We start from the raw sequence: 17,615 nt of genomic DNA on the forward strand, positions 1-17,615 counted from the left end.
TAAGAAAAGCCGTTCAGGGTGCTGAGATGCACTTTGAACGGCTTTTTTTATGAGAATTGTTTAAGTGCTCTTTCGGCTAGTAAAGCAAAGTATTCTGCACTTATAGGCAGTGCCTCTTCATTAATTGTAAAAGCAGGATGATGCCATTCATGTGTACCACTCGTTCCCATAAAGACGAATGAACCTGGTATTTCCTGTTGGTAAAATGAGAAATCTTCTCCAGCCATTGACGGACTAGGCGAGATGATATTAAGATTCATCTTTGTGGCAACTTGAGTAGATAAGTCTGTAAGAGCTTTATCGTTGTGAACAGCAGGAGGACCTGAATAAAAACGGAATTTCGTTTTTACACCTAATGCATCAGATACACCTTTAATAATACGCTCCATGAGTGCGGGAATCTTTTCACGTGTTTCAGCTTGGAATGTGCGAATCGTTCCTTCTAACGTAGCTTTTTCAGGAATCACGTTCCACGTATTTCCTGCATGAATATTTGTAACACTAACAACTGCATTATGAGATGAACTTATATTTCGGCTTACAATTGTTTGCAGTGCCATCACAATTTGAGAGGATGCGACAATAGGATCTACGCCAGCATCTGGTACAGCCGCGTGTGTACCAACTCCGTGAATTTCAATTTCAAATCGATCAACTCCGGCCATCAGTGGACCATCTTTAATGCCAATTGTACCTACTGGTAAATCAGGTTTATTATGCATGCCGAAAATCGCTTGCACATTACGTAAATGTCCAGCATCAATAACTTTGCAAGCGCCATTACTACTTTCTTCAGCTGGTTGGAATATGAAGCGAACCGTTCCATTTAGGGAAGATTCTCTTTCTTTTAATAAGAAAGCAGTACCTAAAATAGCAGCTGTATGAAAATCGTGTCCACAAGCATGCATTTTCCCTCGTACTTTAGATGCATAGGACAAATGTGTTTCTTCTTGAATAGGAAGGGCATCAATATCAGCACGAACTGCTACAATTGGTCCGTTTTTATTACCAGACACTTCAGCGATAATTCCTGTTTCTAAATTGGAATCAATGATAGTAATGTTTTTTTCTTCTAACCAATTTTTTATTGCTTTTGTTGTTTCGAACTCTTCATATGATAGTTCTGGATACTCATGTAAATGTCGACGGATGGAAATAAGTTTTTCTTTTAGTTGATTTGAAATAGATACCATGTAGTATGCCTTCTTTCTTCAGCAAAATATTTATCATAAGTATACAACAATAAAAGAGAGGATTCTCAAATGAAAATCCTCTCTCGTTTATCCCATAAAAGCCCGATTGGTTCAACTAATTAAAGTTTCACTTTATGCTGCGACTTTTTTATGCGTATGATGTTTACGATAACGTCCACGCATTGCGTATGCAATTTGCGGGATTGCAATCCCAATTAATATAAGTGATACACCGAACCATTGTGAAGATAGTACAGCCTCTTTTAAAACGAATACTGACATAATTGTTGTAACTGGTAGTTCCGCTGCACCAAGAATAGTCGCTAAGCCAGAACCGATTTTTGGAATCCCGATTGTAAAGGCAATAGATGGAATAACGATACTAAATGTTCCTAATCCTAAACCGTATTTCCAAAGACCTTGAGAAATGGCACCATTAAAAATAAATGTTGGTGGGAATACAATCATGACTAAAGTTAAAGCACCAGTCATTAAGAGAACACCGCGCGGTAATGAAGGTACTTCAACAGCAACTTTTCCGCTTACGAAAATGTATGTTGCGAATGTAACAGCAGATAATAAACCTAAAATGACCCCAGTCGTATCGAAAGCACCTACTGATTGTTCAAGTAAACCACTTGATAAAAATGTCCCTACAAGTAAGAAAATAACAGAAATAACTTTTTCTCTTGAAGGTAATGTTTTTGTTGCGACTGCTTCAATGATAATTCCGACCCAAACGAATTGGAATAAAAGAATAATTGCAATAGAAGCTGGTACAGTTTTTAATGAAGCATAATAAAAAATTCCGGTAAAACTTGCAGATGTTCCTGCAACGAATAAAAGTAATGCTTGCTTTAAAGGAACGCGATGTCTAGAAAATAGAAGTGTAATAGCAAGCAAAATAATCCAACCGAACAAATATTGGCTGCCAATTACCTCTCCAAGTGAAAATCCTTCTGCATATGCAAGCTTAACAAAAATAGCTAAAATTCCATAACTACACGCTCCTAATAAAACTAAAAGAGAATAACGAAGCATGAAAAATTCCTCCCATCTATATGAAGTTGTTCCGTATCGAAAATATATAACTAGAGGGAAGTATACAAAATTAGAAATAAAGGGTCAAATGAAAGAAAAGTATGACATTTTATAGAATAATAATAAAAGTATGATATTTATGCATAATCTTGAAATTTTTAATAGTAGAAGTATTATAAAATAAACTTTGCATTGTATAGAGATAGCATTTGAAAAAAATATTTTTTAAACCAATATGTATATAGACGTACTAGTAACGTGCTAATTATTTGAGAAACTATGTTACCTTTGTTATGGTAATAACAATTAAAGGAGTTTTATAATCCATTTGGGTTTTTTCTATATAATAGAAGGAAATGAAAACGTTTTATTAGAAACTGTGAGGAAGTGCGGTTTTTCTTATTGCCACGTTGTAAAAGTGATTTCACGAATTGTTCATAGTATTTTTATGTGTTTTTGTTACAATATTTAGGGAGAGGAGTGGAATGATGCAAGATATTAGTATTTTTTTAGCGTTTGGCGCCGGGTTCTTATCATTTATTTCCCCATGTTGCTTACCGCTTTATCCGGCATTTTTATCGTACATAACAGGTATGTCGGTTTCTGAATTGAAAGAAGAAAATGCAATGCTTCGCAAAAGAAGTATGATACATACAGCGTTTTTCTTACTTGGATTTTCAATTATATTTATTGCAATTGGATTTGGTACAAGTTTTATTGGAGGAATCTTTACTGACTATAAAGATTTAATCAGACAGTTAGGTGGTATATTTATCATCGTGTTCGGCTTAATTATTGTCGGGGTGTTTAAGCCGAAATTTTTAATGCAAGACCGTAAATTTACATTTAAAAATCGTCCAAGTGGCTATTTTGGATCAGTACTAATCGGATTAGCTTTTGCAGCAGGGTGGACGCCATGTACCGGACCAATTCTAGTGTCTGTAATTGGATTAGCAGCAACAAATCCAGAATCAGCAATGATATATATGATTGCTTACATACTTGGATTTGCAATCCCGTTTTTCGTACTGTCATTCTTTATTACGAAAATGTCTTGGATTAAAAGAAATAGTATGGCCTTCATGAAAGTCGGAGGATATATTATGATTGTTATGGGTGTCTTCCTATACTTTAACTGGATGACGAAAATTATCGTATATTTCTCAAGTTTATTTGGTGGTTTTACTGGTTTTTAGTATTATTCTGCGAAAATGTTGGAAATACTAACGGAAAAGCATATAATGAAAGTATATTTTGCATATAGCCACAAAAAAGGATGAGAAAATATGAACATAGTTCTTTTATCAAGTATCGTTGCTGTTTGTATGGCTGTCGGTGCGATGTTTATTCGTTTAAAAGCAGCTAAGAAACCTGCAACATTGAAAAAAATTATACTTCCACCATTTTTTATGAGTACGGGTGCATTGATGTATGTTTTTCCTGAATTTCGATTAACTCCAGCAGAAATGTTAGAAGCAATTGGTGTCGGTTTGATTTTCTCTATTTTTCTTATTAAAACATCTAAATTTGAAATTAGAGGACAAGAGATTTATTTGAAGCGTTCAAAAGCCTTTGTTTTCATATTAATTGGATTACTTGTAGTGCGGATTGTATTTAAAACCTACTTAAGTCAATCTCTTGATTTAGGACAACTTAGTGGCATGTTCTTCTTACTTGCGTTTGCGATGATTGTGTCATGGAGAATTGCAATGTATCGTTCCTTTACGAAATTACAGAAGGAAATGGAAAAAGAAGATGGTTTTTATAATGAAAAAGATATGAAGCTAACTTAAAAACTGTATATGTACCAAATAAAAAGACAGCGTCAAAGGCGCTGTCTTTTTTATCGAAAATAATATGAAGTTACTTTGCGAGTAAAGATCGATAGTTAGAATAATCAATCTTTTTTTCTTGTAGTTTTTTTATTAAAAATTTATGATCACGCTTTGGTGTGGCGATGATATATCCCTTAATAATTAAGTCTTGTGTAATTTGAGAGGCATTTTCTTGTAATGCAAGTTCCCCGATTTTTCCAGCAATCTTTGATTTTGCAACATCACGAAATAGTTCTGGAACAGGACTTACAAGCTCTTCTAACAATTGTTTTTGTTCATCATCCCATAAATGTCTCGTTTTATTTATGTAGTGTTCTTCCCAATCCAAAATGGACATGCCGTCTTCTTTTGGTAAACGTTTTAAAAATTTTCTGAACATAAAGTATCCACCGATAGACATAAGCCCTAATAAAATAACCGTCCATAATACAATGAACCAACTGAACCATCCTTCGAGCACGCATATCCCCCCTTAATGATAGCGGTTTTCTTTTATTCATATTATATACAGTGAGATTCATAGAAAGCAAGAACGCTTGGTCATTTTGACCAAGCGTTATAGTTTAAACGAAGTATAGTTGTTCAACACATAAATTATTATTATCGTCTTCAACATACTCAATAATAAGTGTGCCAACTTTACGATCTTTATCTTCAGTTGTGAAAATAGAGTAAGAAGTAAAACGTGTTTTTGATAGGCCGCTTATATGTGTAGGTAAAGAAATGTAGTCGTTATCGCGGAAGAATTCCATCAGTTCAATATCCTCAAATTCTTTTCGGTCAACTTGTTTGTTTGTATAGCGGCGTTGAAGTTGTTTTAAAGATTCATTCCAAGAAATTGCTTTTGTGTCGTATACCATTGTTCTATCTCCTTACTGTATGTAATTACTAAGAACATACGTTCTAATCTAGTATACTCTTTTTATTAGAAAAGGGAAAGCAAAAAATAATGTAAGCTTGGATTTCCAAGCTTACATTATTGATGCGTCCGTCATAATCTCTATTTTTCATTATAAGTTAGATATGAATAAGAAACAAGATGATATATATAATGTTGAGAGTTTTCAAGATTCTGTATATTATAGGTGTACTAAAGTGTAAGGGAATGAGAGGTGTGGCATACGTAATTTCATTGCAAGGGCCGATGGCTAGCGGAAAAACAACATTAGCAAAAAGGTTAGAAAAGAGAGGGTTTCGAGTTATATATGAAAATCCATATCCAATTGTAGAGAAGCGAAAAAAATTGAATTTAGATATGAATTCAAAAGTAGGGTTTATTATGAATCAAAAAATGTTTATGGAAGCAAAAATAAAGGAGTTTCAAAATTTGAAAGATTCAGTCGTAATTTTTGATCGCGGACCAGAAGACATTGAGTTTTTTACACTCTTTTATCCAACGATTATAGGAGAAGAGTGGGATATAGAAACTGAATTGAAAGATGAATTATATAAATTAAGAGCATGCCGTTCGGATGTGATTTTTTACTTAGATGTTACGAAAAAGAATGTATATGATAGAAAAAATAATGATAGAACAAGAAACAGAAGTACGTTTGAGGAGCAATTTAAATTAGTAGAAACTGAAAAAGACTGGTATAAAAAATTTCCTGTAACTTATGTGGACACGAATAGATTAACAGTGGACGATTTAGAGGTATATTTTATGGACTGGTTAAAGGAGAGAGAGCTATGAAAAAAATACTTTTATTTGTATACTCAACATTTGCAGAGTTTGAAATAACAGTAGCAACGGCATTGCTGAAAAATAAATATGAAATCATTACAGCGGGCTTAACTAAAGAATTGGTTATAAGTGAAACTGGATTGCAAGTGCAGCCGCATATAGAAGTAAGTGAAGTACGTGTAGATGAGTATGAGGGGATACTTATTCCAGGTGGAGAAGAAGGACAGTTGGAAGATGCAAAACCTCTTTTTTCAATCATTCGTCAATTTCATGAACAAGAAAAATTAGTGGCGGCAATTTGTGCTGGACCGTATGCACTAGCAAAAGCAGGGTTATTTAAAGGGATTTCTTATACTGCGACTATAGATTATCAAAAATTTGATTGTTTTCCAGTAGAAAATTTCGTGTATGAAGAAGTTGTGAAACACTCAAATATCATTACAGCACAAGGGCATGCATTTGTACCATTTGGAATAGCAATTGCCTCTTATTTTGGAGTGGCAGACGAACATAATACAGATTTTTATTGTGGTAAAGGCAATGTAGTAATGGAGAAACTTTTACGAGAAAACGTGTAGAAGCTAGCAAATGCTAGCTTTTTTCTTTTTGACATCGATAAATGGCTAACGTTTTTGGGTCACGCCATATACCGTTATGAAGTGACAATTCATTTTCTACTTCTTCTTTTAGCCATACCTTCATTTCCGCGTGAAGGTATGTATTATCAGGTATATTTAGCGACGGAAACATGCTAGAAATATAGTTTACAATCGGAGTAGCATGATGAAAAACGAGAGCATTATGAATAACTGTTTCTTCAACAGTTGGAAAAACAGATTGTAATATCTCTTTACCGTTTTCTAAACAAAATGGAGTGACTGATGATGTTGTTTTCGGTAAATCAAATGCGTCTAACATACGGTTACACATTTCAACTATACGAGGTAGTGTAACGCTAGAATTTGTTGTAGCTAAAAGTGTTCCGCCAGGACGAATTACTTTATGGAATCCTTGAATCGTTTTTTCAACATCTTTCACATGGTATAACATATGTCTTGCAATTATTAGGTCATAACAATTTGTTTCGAAAGGAAGTTTACTAGCATCCCCTCGTTTCCATTCTATTAAGTTATTTGTTTTAGCAGCTTCAGCAAGCATAGCTTCGGATTGATCAAACCCGGTTAATGGGCCTTTATGACCATTTGTTTGTAAAAGGGAAAGGAATTTTCCACTAGCGCACCCAACCTCTAATATATTTTCTTCCCCTTGAAGTTGTAAATGTTCAATGACGATCTTATCTAAATCTACGTGTTTTTCTTCGTAATGTGTATGTGTGTCGATGCGTGTTTGTAAATGGTTGCTAACGTTATACTGACGTTTTACATCATTCATTTTGTCACATTCCACCTTTTTGCAAAATTGTTGGATTGCATGTGTTAATACATCTGTTTTCTTTAAACCTTCGTAATGGAGTGCTGATTCAAACCTTTTAAGTAATTTCTCTTCAATTCGAAAATGAATATCTTTTCGTTTTGTCACTGAAATCTCGCCCCTTTGCATCTGTTAATGAGACTATAGCATGCTTGGAAAAATTGTGTAAATAATTTGTGTACACAAATGGAGGGGATGAAAAAATTGTTTGAATGTGAGTTTAAACTATTGACGATTTAAACGTTTTCATATATTCTTAAATTAAGTAATATTCAAATAATTCAAAAGAAATGAGAGAGTCACATGCTTCTTCAAGGAACACATCGAATTGGTCGTATGGCCATGCTGTTGGCACTTGCGGATGAGAATGAAAGTCCTGTATTATCCATTCCAAAAGGTTGGAAGTATTGTACGGGGAAAGTGGGTTCGATGAATTCGCAAAAGGTTGTCGCAGCAATGGAAACAGCGGCTAAAAGCAACCAAGTTATTGAAACAGACGTTTACAGAGAAACACATGCACTTTATCATGCAATTATGGAAGCTTTGTACGGAGTGACGAGAGGTCAAATTCAGTTAGCAGACGTTCTTCGTACAGTAGGACTTCGTTTTGCGATTGTGCGCGGTACACCATACGACGGAAAAAAAGAAGGCGAATGGGTTGCTGTTGCATTATATGGAACGATTGGTGCACCTGTAAAAGGATCTGAGCATGAGGCGATTGGTTTAGGAATTAATCACATATGATTTGCCCATAGTCTATTAGTTAGAAGGGGGCCTTACTTTTTTAGGACAGAAGTCTGTCTTAAAAAGATAAGGTCCCCTTTTGCCTTTTTAAGGAGGAAAAATGATGATTACGTTAACAGGACATACATTGACAGTTGAAGAAATGAAGAGGTTATTACTGGAAGGAGAAGGTGTAACAGCTTGTCCAACTAGTATGCAAAAGGTAGCGGAGTGCCGCGAAGTAGTTGAGAAAATTGTAGAGGACGGAAAAGTCGTTTACGGAATTACAACTGGATTTGGAAAGTTTAGTGATGTGCTTATCCAAAAAGATGATGTAAAGGCACTTCAACATAATTTAATTCAGTCACATGCATGTGGGATTGGTGATCCATTCCCGGAAGAAGTATCGCGTGGAATGTTAATTTTACGAGCGAACACGATGCTTAAAGGAGTATCTGGTGTTAGGCCGCTTGTTGTAAATATGCTTCTTGAGTTTGTAAACCGTAAAATTCATCCAGTCGTTCCGCAACAAGGTTCACTTGGTGCAAGTGGCGATTTAGCACCTTTATCTCATCTTGCGCTCGTATTATTAGGCGAAGGTGAAGTGTTCTATAAGGGGAAACGCGTTCATGCAATGGTTGCTCTTACAGAAGAAGGGCTTGAGCCAATTGAACTTGAAGCGAAAGAAGGTCTTGCGTTAATTAATGGTACGCAGGCAATGACAGCACAAGGAGTTCTTTCTTATATAGAAGCAGAAGCAACGGCGTATCAAGCTGAACTAATTGCTTCGATGACAATTGAAGGGTTACAAGGCATTATTGATGCATTTGATGAAAATGTTCATAAAGCACGTGGTTATAAAGAGCAAGTGGAAGTAGCGAGCAGAATTCGTGACATTCTTCACGATAGTAAATTAACAACAAAACAAGGAGAACTACGTGTACAGGATGCCTATTCACTTCGCTGTATCCCGCAAGTACACGGTGCTTCTTGGCAAGTTTTAAATTATGTGAAAGAAAAATTAGAAATTGAAATGAATGCAGCAACAGATAATCCGCTTATCTTTGATGGTGGGGAAAAAGTAATTTCGGGCGGGAATTTCCATGGTCAACCGATTGCGTTTGCGATGGACTTCTTAAAAGTAGGAATGGCAGAACTTGCAAATATTTCGGAGCGCCGTATTGAGCGTTTAGTGAATCCGCAATTAAATGATTTACCACCATTTTTAAGTCCAGAACCAGGACTTCAGTCTGGTGCAATGATTATGCAATATGCTGCAGCGTCACTAGTTTCTGAAAATAAAACGTTGGCACATCCGGCGAGTGTAGATTCAATTCCGTCTTCTGCTAACCAAGAAGATCATGTAAGTATGGGAACAATTGCTTCACGCCATGCACATCAGATTATTCAAAATGCAAGACGTGTTCTTTCTGTTGAGATGATTTGTGCGATGCAAGCAGCAGAATATCGCGGAATTGAAAACATGAGTACAGTGACGAAGAGCTTCTACCATCAAGGTCGTCAGCAGGTGCCATCTATTAAAAATGACCGTATATTCTCAACAGATATTGAAAATATTGCGCATTGGTTAAAAACGAATTATTCGATAAAAGAAAGATTAGATGTAAACGCAGCACTATAAAATGAGAAAAGGGAGAGATTGAAATGGAAAAAGTACAACAAACAATTCGCGCGCCAAGAGGTACAGAGTTACAAACGAAAGGGTGGGTGCAAGAAGCTGCACTTCGTATGTTAATGAACAATTTAGATCCTGAAGTTGCTGAAAAACCAGAAGAATTAGTTGTATATGGCGGAATTGGCCGTGCAGCTCGTAACTGGGAAAGTTATCAGGCGATTGTAGATTCATTAAAAACGTTAGAAAGCGATGAAACGTTACTTGTTCAATCAGGAAAGCCAGTTGCCATTTTTAAATCACATGAAGATGCACCTCGCGTTTTGTTAGCGAACTCAAACTTAGTACCAAAATGGGCAAACTGGGATCACTTCCGAGAACTAGAGAAAAAAGGTCTTATGATGTACGGACAAATGACAGCTGGTAGCTGGATTTACATTGGAACGCAAGGGATTCTACAAGGAACATATGAAACATTTGGTGAAGCAGCTCGTCAACATTTCGATGGTTCATTAAAAGGTACATTAACACTTACTGCTGGTTTAGGTGGTATGGGTGGTGCACAACCTCTTGCTGTAACGATGAACGGCGGTGTTGTCATTGCTATTGATGTTGATAAGCGCAGCATCGATCGTCGTATTGAAAAGAGATACTGTGATATGTATACAGAATCATTAGAAGAAGCGTTAACGGTTGCGAACGAGTATAAAGAGAAGAAAGAACCGATTTCTATTGGTTTATTAGGAAATGCGGCAGAAATTTTACCAGAACTAGTGAAGCGCAATATTACACCAGACTTAGTTACAGATCAAACATCTGCTCATGATCCATTAAACGGTTATATTCCAGTAGGCTACACGTTAGAAGAAGCAGCGAAACTTCGTGAAGAAGATCCAGAACGCTACGTACAATTATCAAAAGAAAGTATGACAAAACATGTGGAAGCAATGCTTGCTATGCAAGAAAAAGGCGCAATTACATTTGATTACGGAAATAACATTCGCCAAGTTGCTTTCGATGAAGGTTTGAAAAATGCATTCGATTTCCCAGGATTCGTTCCAGCATTTATCCGTCCATTATTCTGCGAAGGAAAAGGACCATTCCGCTGGGTAGCACTTTCTGGTGATCCAGAAGATATTTATAAAACAGACGAAGTAATTTTACGTGAGTTCGCTGATAATGAACATTTATGTAACTGGATTCGTATGGCACGTCAACAAGTTGAATTCCAAGGGCTTCCATCACGTATTTGTTGGCTTGGTTACGGTGAGCGAGCGAAATTTGGTCGCATCATTAATGAAATGGTTGCAAATGGTGAATTATCAGCACCAATCGTTATCGGTCGTGACCATTTAGATTGTGGATCAGTAGCATCTCCAAATCGTGAAACAGAAGCGATGAAAGATGGTAGTGATGCAGTAGCTGACTGGCCAATTTTAAATGCATTAATTAATAGTGTAAACGGTGCAAGCTGGGTATCTGTTCACCACGGTGGTGGCGTTGGTATGGGTTATTCACTTCATGCGGGAATGGTTATCGTTGCAGATGGAACAGAAGCAGCAGCAAAACGAATTGAGCGCGTATTAACTTCTGACCCTGGTATGGGTGTTGTTCGTCACGTGGATGCAGGGTATGACTTAGCTGTGGAAACTGCGAAAGAAAAAGGCGTTAACATTCCGATGATGAAATAAGGAGGAGAAAACATGCTGGACACTTTACTAATAAATATCGGTCAATTACTAACAATGGATCAAGAAGATGGCTTGTTAAGACGGGAAGCGATGAACACGCTTCCTGTTATCGAAAACGGTGCGGTTGGAATTGAAAATGGTGTAATTACTTTCGTTGGAACAGCGGAAGAAGCGAAAGGATTACAAGCGAGAGAAGTTATTGATTGCGGCGGGAAAATGGTTTCTCCTGGTCTTGTTGACCCGCATACTCATCTTGTATTTGGTGGATCTCGTGAAAATGAAATCGCACTAAAACTACAAGGAGTTCCGTACTTAGAAATTTTAGAACAAGGCGGAGGCATACTTTCAACTGTAAATGCAACGAAACAGGCGTCGAAAGAAGAACTTGTTCAAAAAGCGAAATTCCATTTAGACCGTATGCTATCTTTCGGAGTTACTACTGTAGAAGCGAAGAGTGGTTACGGATTAGATGATGAGACGGAATGGAAACAATTAGAGGCAACAGCACAATTACAAAAAGAGCATCCGATCGATTTAGTTTCAACATTTTTAGGTGCTCATGCAGTTCCGAAAGAGTATAAAGGTAGATCGAAAGAATTTTTACAATGGATGTTAGACCTACTACCAGAAATGAAAGAGAAGCAATTAGCGGAGTTCGTTGATATTTTCTGTGAAACAGGTGTGTTCTCTGTAGAAGAATCAAAAGAATTTTTATTAAAAGCGAAAGAGCTTGGCTTTGATGTGAAAATTCATGCAGATGAAATCGACCCTCTTGGTGGTGCGGAAGCAGCGGCAGAAATCGGTGCAGCATCAGCGGACCATTTAGTTGGTGCTTCTGATAAAGGAATTGAAATGCTTGCAAATTCTAATACAGTAGCAACTTTATTACCAGGAACAACTTTCTATTTAAATAAAGAAAGCTTTGCTCGTGGACGTAAAATGATTGATGAAGGTGTTGCAGTTGCGTTAGCTACAGACTTTAACCCAGGTAGCTGTCCAACTGAAAATATTCAGCTTATTATGAGCATTGCGATGCTAAAATTGAAAATGACACCAGAAGAAGTTTGGAATGCCGTAACGGTTAACTCATCATATGCCATTAACCGTGGTGATGTAGCTGGGAAAATTAGAGTTGGTCGTAAGGCAGATTTAGTTTTATGGGATGCTTACAATTATGCTTACGTACCGTATCATTACGGCGTAAGTCATGTGAATACAGTATGGAAGAATGGTAATATTGCATATACAAGAGGTGAACAATCGTGGAGCACGGCCACTATTTAAAGAAAAATGCAAAGTTTATTGATCGTGAAGTGACGAAATGGAGTGAGATGATTAAAGATTGGGAGGAAGGTGTGGAAATATTCGGTGCTGCCTTAATTGGAGCACCCCTTTCTAAACCGTCTATTAGTCATTCAGGAGCGAGTTTTGCGCCAAAAACAATTCGTGCGATGTTAGATGCATATAGCACATATGCAATTACAGAAGAACACGATATGAAAGAAAGTGTCTTATATGATTGCGGCGATATTACGATGCATGTGACGGATATAAAAGAAAGTCATAAACGAATTGCGAAAACAGTTGGGCATGTAACGAAAGTAAACCCGAACATGATACCAATCGTTCTTGGCGGTGACCACTCGATTAGTTTTCCGAGTATAACAGGTTTTGCAAACAGTAAAGGAAAGGTCGGAATTATTCAATTTGATGCTCATCATGATTTACGTAATTTAGATGATGGAGGCCCGTCAAATGGTACACCATTCCGTAGTTTACTAGAAAATGATGTCATTACTGGAAAACAACTTGTTCAAATTGGAATTCGTAATTTTTCTAATGCACGTGCGTACCATGAATATGCAATAGAGCATGGTGTAACAGTGTATACAATGAAAGACGTACGAGAGCGAGAAATAAAAGATATTATCACGGAAAGTATTGAAGTATTAAGAAATCAAGGTGTGACTTCTATTTATATTTCTCTTGATATGGATGTGCTAGACCAAGCGTTTGCACCAGGTTGTCCAGCAATTGGGCCTGGTGGGATGGATAGTACGACTTTACTAGATGCGATTGAATTCCTTGGTAAAGAACTGCTCGTTCAAGGGATGGATATAGTAGAGATTGATCCAACTCTTGATTTCAGAGATATGACGAGTAGAGTAGCAGCGCAAGTGATTATGAGTTTTCTTTTAGCGAGGGAAACGGTTAGCAAACAGGTTAGTATATAGACGGAAAAGTAGATATTTATGCTTTATCAAAAACACATCACTACTGAAATGTAGTGATGTGTTTTTGTGTTAAAGGAGAATGAATGTATGTGGAACCGTTAATGGAATTGCGATTTTTATAGTGTATTGTGTAAATTTAATTTCTTGCTTCTTAAGTATTGACGCGTAAAATAATTTTATGATAAAATAAAAATTTTGCTAAAAAACTAAAAGTGTGTTAAGCTTGAGAAGGTTACCATATATGGAGGTGGATTATTTGTTTCAAATTGGCGATAACATTGTTTATCCAATGCAGGGAGCAGGTATAATTAAAGCCATAGAAGAGAAGGAAATCTCAGGAGAAAAACAACAGTATTATGTTATAAAAATGTCGGCTAGTAATATGGAACTAATGATTCCAGCAGGGAGAATATTGAATTCGAATATACGACCAGTTACGCATATAACCGCATTAGCACACATAATGGATATTTTTCAACATGGGGAATCAGATAGATTACTTACGTGGAAACAAAGGTATAAATTGAACACTGATAAAATAAAGACGGGTAAAATGCAAGAAGGTGCTGAAGTTGTACGTGATTTAATGCGTATACAGAAAGAAAAAGCACTTAATGCAAGCGAAAAGAAGATGTTAGATAACGCATATGAATTTTTGATTAGTGAACTGGGATTAATTGAAGGTATCACAGAAAATCAGATAAAAAGCTTTTGTTAAGGTTCATTACAAATAATGTATTATATCCCAAAAAAGATCTTGAATTTTTTGGGAACATAATTATAGAAAATTTATCATTTCAAAGACATTCAACTCTTTCAAACCACTTTTAGAGCATTACCTCTATTGTTATTACTACAATCAAATCCATTTTTATTTTTTAATTTCATTTATGAATGTTCGAAGTTTAATTGAATACTTCGATAAAATAGTTACTTGATTTTTGCAATCCTGATTCACACTGGCACGGACGAGGAGCCGTAAGGATGAAAGAGAGGTAGGGCTTTCATTGTTTTAGGTATATAAGTTATTATTTTTAGAAGAATACCGAACCATTTTCACTTCTATTGATAAGGTGTTTTTTATTAAAGAGATAAACGAATTGACAGCCATATATGGTCAACAAAAAAGGTTTCCTCCTAAGGAAACCTTTTTAATATTATTTATAGCATTTTGTTTTTTGGATATTCGAATTTTTTATTGTAAAGTCGTAAAAATTGACGTTACTATCTAAAAGTAAGTATGATGCGATTATAGTAAGATTTTTTAGGGGGAAGAAAAATGACAAGTTCAAGTAATAAAGCAGCGAGTATTTATGAAGGAACAAATGTAAATGCTGGGGGATTTTTTGAAAACGTTGAAGAAACAAAGTTGTTTGATCCAATTCAAGTTGGAACTTGGTCTCTTCGTAATCGTATAGCGATGGCACCGATGACAAGATGCTTTGCAGATAATGAGACTGGAGCAGTTGGTGCTGATGTAGTGGAGTACTACAGAAAACGTGCTGCGGATGGAATTGGACTAATTATTACAGAAGGAATTGTCATTAGTCCGAGAGCAAAAGGAAACCCAGGAGTACCAGGTATTTATACACAAGAACAAATCGATTCTTGGAAACCTGTTACAGAGGCAGTACATAAAGAAGGCGGGACGATTATTGCTCAAATATGGCATGTTGGGCGTATGAGTCATCATGAAATAATTGGTGGTCAAATGCCACAAGCACCGTCGGCTATCGCTGCAGAGGGGAATGTTCCACGCTTTCGTAAACCGTTTGATACGCCAGAAGCAATGACGTTAGAAGAAATACAAGAAGTGATCGGTCAATACGCACAAGCTGCGAAAAATGCGATCGAAGCTGGATTTGATGGAGTAGAAATTCACGGTGCACACGGATATTTAATCGATCAATTTACGTATGAGTTTGCGAATAAGCGAACAGATAAATATGGCGGTGATTTAAAACAAAGGTTAACGTTTATGAAAGAAGTAACGGCGGCTGTAATAGAAGCTGTTGGAGCTAATAAAACACTTCTTCGTTTCTCTGCTTTCAAAGGTGATAATCCTACTTATATGTGGGAAAACCCTGAGTTTGCAATTGAAACGTTCATAAATATGTTTAAAGAGGTTGGGCTAACGATGATCCATCCTTCAACGATGAATTATACGCAAGAGATTGCTGATGGAAAGAATTTTCATCAACTAGTAAGAAAATATTGGGATGGTACGATTGTTGGGGTTGGTAATTTAAATCCGAAAGAGGCCGAAGAAGCGTTGCAAGAAGGAACGATTGATGTAGCGGCATTCGGAAGACCGTTAATTGCTAATCCAGACTTTGTTCATCGAATTAAACACGCTGAAAGTTTAGTTGAATATGACGCGAAAGAGCATCTTGCTACGTTAGTATGAATAAAGATAAAAGGAGAGCACGTCGAGTGTTCTCCTTTTATTATGGAACTTCATAGGGGGAAGCGGGATGAGTGAAACGCTACTCGTTATTATTAGTATATTACTATTTTTAATGTTGCTTTTAATCGTCTTTTTTATCATTACATTTTTTATAAAAAAACGAACACACCATTCTATTTTAAAATTACATCCGTACTTAGGAAGAATGCGCTACTTACTGGAAAAGATAGGGCCTGAATTTCGACAATATTGGTTTGATCATGATACGGATGGAAAGCCTTTCTCACGTTATGATTTTCAAAGTGTTATGTTTTTAGCGAAATATCGCTCTGAAATACTTGGTTTTGGATCAAAACGAGATTTTGAAGCTTCTGGATATTATATTGCTAATACATTATTTCCGATATTAACTGAGGAATTAAGTGTGAATCTCACGCAAGAGCGGGAAGGTAAAAAGTACGTGATTCATAAAGAAGGGTTATTTTCAAGAAGAGAAAAATTGACAGCGGATACAACGAATCTTTGGCTGTACGAAGAAGATGATGCAATTATAGTCGGTGAGAACCGTAAATATCCGTGGAAGCTACATGGCATGTTTGGTGCATCTGCGACTTCTTACGGTGCGATTGGAGAAAATTATATTTTAGCGAGTGGTTTTGGAGCAAAAATGGCAGGCGGATCGTGGATTAATACGGGTGAAGGTGGCGTTATTCCAGAACATTTACATACAGGAGCGAATATCGTTGCGCAAATTGGTCCAGGGTTATTTGGATACCGTGATGAAGACGGTAATTTTTCAATGGGAAAATTCATGGAGAAAGCGAAAGAAAGTAATATTAGAGCATTCGAATTGAAATTTGGGCAAGGTGCTAAAATACGTGGTGGTCATTTAGAGGGACAAAAAGTAAATGAGAAAATTGCTTTTGTTCGCAACGTCCGAAAGGGAGAGACGATTAATTCACCGAATCGATTTTCATTTTTAAAGAATGCAGCGGATACACTTTGTTTTATTCAACAGTTGCAAGAAAACAGCGGTAAACCAGTTGGAATGAAAATTGTAATTGGTCAGCAGGAGCCTTTGGAAGATTTAATAAAAACAATGAAAGAACTAAACATTTACCCAGATTTTATTACAATCGACGGTTCAGAAGGCGGGTCAGGGGCAACGTATAAATCGATGGCAGATTGTATGGGACTGCCGCTTATTCCAGCATTACTTACATTTATTGATACAGCAAACCATTATGGTGTCCGTAACAAGTTTAAAGTATTTGCATCGGGTAAATTAATCACACCAGATAAAGTGGCGATTGCTTTAGCGATTGGGGCGGATGCTGTAAGTTCAGCCCGCGGATTTATGATGGCAAGCGGCTGTATTATGGCCCTTCAATGTAATTCTGGCCAATGTCCATCTGGTGTAGCCACGACGAATCCGCATTATCAAAAAGCGTTAGATCCGTATGAGAAGAAGTGGCGAGTCATGAATTATATTATTAGTATGAGATATAGTTTATTTTCATTAGCGGCAGCGGCGGGAGTGAAGAGCCCGCGCCATTTAACTAGAGAGCATATTGTGTTTAAAGACGAGGTGGGGAGAGTAGTTCCACTTTCGGAATTGTTTCCTATAGTAAATCAAACCTAAAAGTATATTTGATATGTAAGATTTTTTAGAGGAATAATCATATTTTTGGAAAAATTAGGAGTATAATAGGGAAGTATTTTTGAAAATGACTATTTTTAGGG

Annotated in this window: 18 protein-coding genes; 13 read left to right on the forward strand and 5 right to left on the reverse strand. The window is 36.6% G+C overall.

Translation table 11 applies throughout. The features are described from left to right. Window positions 1-47: 47 nt before the first annotated feature. Window positions 48-1,193, reverse strand: a complete 1,146-nt coding sequence (locus tag ACK1U5_RS00260) for a M20 peptidase aminoacylase family protein (RefSeq protein WP_000253676.1) — start codon at window positions 1,191-1,193, stop codon at window positions 48-50. Window positions 1,194-1,325: 132 nt separating this feature from the next. Next, window positions 1,326-2,234: an EamA family transporter gene (locus ACK1U5_RS00265; RefSeq protein WP_000947046.1), complete on the reverse strand. Its 909-nt coding sequence runs from the start codon at window positions 2,232-2,234 to the stop codon at window positions 1,326-1,328. 322 nt (window positions 2,235-2,556) lie between these two features. Here ACK1U5_RS00265 and ACK1U5_RS00270 point away from each other — a divergent pair, with 322 nt between their 5' ends. The 3 genes from ACK1U5_RS00270 to ACK1U5_RS00280 all read left to right on the forward strand — a co-directional run bounded on the left by ACK1U5_RS00270 (window position 2,557) and on the right by ACK1U5_RS00280 (window position 4,027). Beyond that, complete coding sequence (locus ACK1U5_RS00270; RefSeq protein WP_071686460.1) at window positions 2,557-2,706, forward strand: peptidase T; 150 nt, start codon at window positions 2,557-2,559, stop codon at window positions 2,704-2,706. A 16-nt stretch (window positions 2,707-2,722) separates the two neighbouring features. Then, complete coding sequence (ccdA, locus tag ACK1U5_RS00275) at window positions 2,723-3,430, forward strand: cytochrome c-type biogenesis protein CcdA (protein WP_001152676.1); 708 nt, start codon at window positions 2,723-2,725, stop codon at window positions 3,428-3,430. 90 nt (window positions 3,431-3,520) lie between these two features. Beyond that, the gene (locus ACK1U5_RS00280) at window positions 3,521-4,027 is read left to right on the forward strand and encodes a CcdC family protein (protein WP_001028440.1); all 507 of its coding nucleotides are present in this window, start codon (window positions 3,521-3,523) and stop codon (window positions 4,025-4,027) included. Window positions 4,028-4,097: 70 nt separating this feature from the next. On the opposite strand, the gene ACK1U5_RS00285 is transcribed toward ACK1U5_RS00280, so the two are convergent. Together ACK1U5_RS00285 and ACK1U5_RS00290 are read right to left on the reverse strand one after the other, a co-directional pair. Beyond that, window positions 4,098-4,529, reverse strand: a complete 432-nt coding sequence (locus tag ACK1U5_RS00285; RefSeq protein WP_000889387.1) for a DUF2621 domain-containing protein — start codon at window positions 4,527-4,529, stop codon at window positions 4,098-4,100. 103 nt (window positions 4,530-4,632) lie between these two features. Beyond that, a complete protein-coding gene (locus ACK1U5_RS00290; RefSeq protein WP_000262400.1) occupies window positions 4,633-4,929 on the reverse strand; it encodes a hypothetical protein in 297 nt (98 codons plus the stop codon). Window positions 4,930-5,174: 245 nt separating this feature from the next. Between ACK1U5_RS00290 and ACK1U5_RS00295 the strand changes: the two genes are divergently transcribed. Together ACK1U5_RS00295 and ACK1U5_RS00300 are read left to right on the forward strand one after the other, a co-directional pair. Next, the gene (locus tag ACK1U5_RS00295; protein WP_100240301.1) at window positions 5,175-5,762 is read left to right on the forward strand and encodes an AAA family ATPase; all 588 of its coding nucleotides are present in this window, start codon (window positions 5,175-5,177) and stop codon (window positions 5,760-5,762) included. Continuing rightward, window positions 5,759-6,331 carry a DJ-1/PfpI family protein gene (locus tag ACK1U5_RS00300; protein ID WP_000722232.1) on the forward strand — a complete coding sequence of 191 codons (573 nt, stop codon included), beginning with the start codon at window positions 5,759-5,761 and terminating at the stop codon, window positions 6,329-6,331. The genes ACK1U5_RS00295 and ACK1U5_RS00300 overlap by 4 nt, the downstream gene beginning before the upstream one ends. A gap of 13 nt (window positions 6,332-6,344) precedes the next feature. On the opposite strand, the gene ACK1U5_RS00305 is transcribed toward ACK1U5_RS00300, so the two are convergent. Beyond that, window positions 6,345-7,292, reverse strand: a complete 948-nt coding sequence (locus ACK1U5_RS00305; RefSeq protein WP_048568336.1) for a class I SAM-dependent methyltransferase — start codon at window positions 7,290-7,292, stop codon at window positions 6,345-6,347. Between the two features lie 195 nt (window positions 7,293-7,487). Here ACK1U5_RS00305 and hutP point away from each other — a divergent pair, with 195 nt between their 5' ends. The 8 genes from hutP (at window position 7,488) to ACK1U5_RS00345 (ending at window position 17,514) form a co-directional block, all read left to right on the forward strand. Next, window positions 7,488-7,928, forward strand: a complete 441-nt coding sequence (hutP, locus tag ACK1U5_RS00310) for a hut operon transcriptional regulator HutP (RefSeq protein ID WP_000926516.1) — start codon at window positions 7,488-7,490, stop codon at window positions 7,926-7,928. Window positions 7,929-8,031: 103 nt separating this feature from the next. Beyond that, complete coding sequence (gene hutH, locus ACK1U5_RS00315; RefSeq protein ID WP_048568335.1) at window positions 8,032-9,549, forward strand: histidine ammonia-lyase; 1,518 nt, start codon at window positions 8,032-8,034, stop codon at window positions 9,547-9,549. A gap of 23 nt (window positions 9,550-9,572) precedes the next feature. Continuing rightward, window positions 9,573-11,231 carry a urocanate hydratase gene (gene hutU, locus ACK1U5_RS00320; RefSeq protein WP_000416946.1) on the forward strand — a complete coding sequence of 553 codons (1,659 nt, stop codon included), beginning with the start codon at window positions 9,573-9,575 and terminating at the stop codon, window positions 11,229-11,231. 12 nt (window positions 11,232-11,243) lie between these two features. Continuing rightward, window positions 11,244-12,515, forward strand: a complete 1,272-nt coding sequence (hutI, locus tag ACK1U5_RS00325) for an imidazolonepropionase (RefSeq protein WP_000887540.1) — start codon at window positions 11,244-11,246, stop codon at window positions 12,513-12,515. Continuing rightward, window positions 12,494-13,465, forward strand: coding sequence for a formimidoylglutamase (gene hutG / locus ACK1U5_RS00330; RefSeq protein WP_087875647.1), 972 nt, complete (start codon window positions 12,494-12,496; stop codon window positions 13,463-13,465). The genes hutI and hutG overlap by 22 nt, the downstream gene beginning before the upstream one ends. Window positions 13,466-13,721: 256 nt before the next feature. Next, complete coding sequence (locus tag ACK1U5_RS00335; RefSeq protein ID WP_189644830.1) at window positions 13,722-14,183, forward strand: CarD family transcriptional regulator; 462 nt, start codon at window positions 13,722-13,724, stop codon at window positions 14,181-14,183. Between the two features lie 561 nt (window positions 14,184-14,744). Next, window positions 14,745-15,872 (forward strand): alkene reductase, encoded by a 1,128-nt coding sequence (locus tag ACK1U5_RS00340; RefSeq protein ID WP_000204590.1) that lies wholly within the window; start codon window positions 14,745-14,747, stop codon window positions 15,870-15,872. A gap of 67 nt (window positions 15,873-15,939) precedes the next feature. Beyond that, the gene (locus ACK1U5_RS00345) at window positions 15,940-17,514 is read left to right on the forward strand and encodes an FMN-binding glutamate synthase family protein (protein WP_000005161.1); all 1,575 of its coding nucleotides are present in this window, start codon (window positions 15,940-15,942) and stop codon (window positions 17,512-17,514) included. Window positions 17,515-17,615: the final 101 nt, after the last annotated feature.

It is taken from the genome of Bacillus sp. XB1, assembly GCF_053557995.1.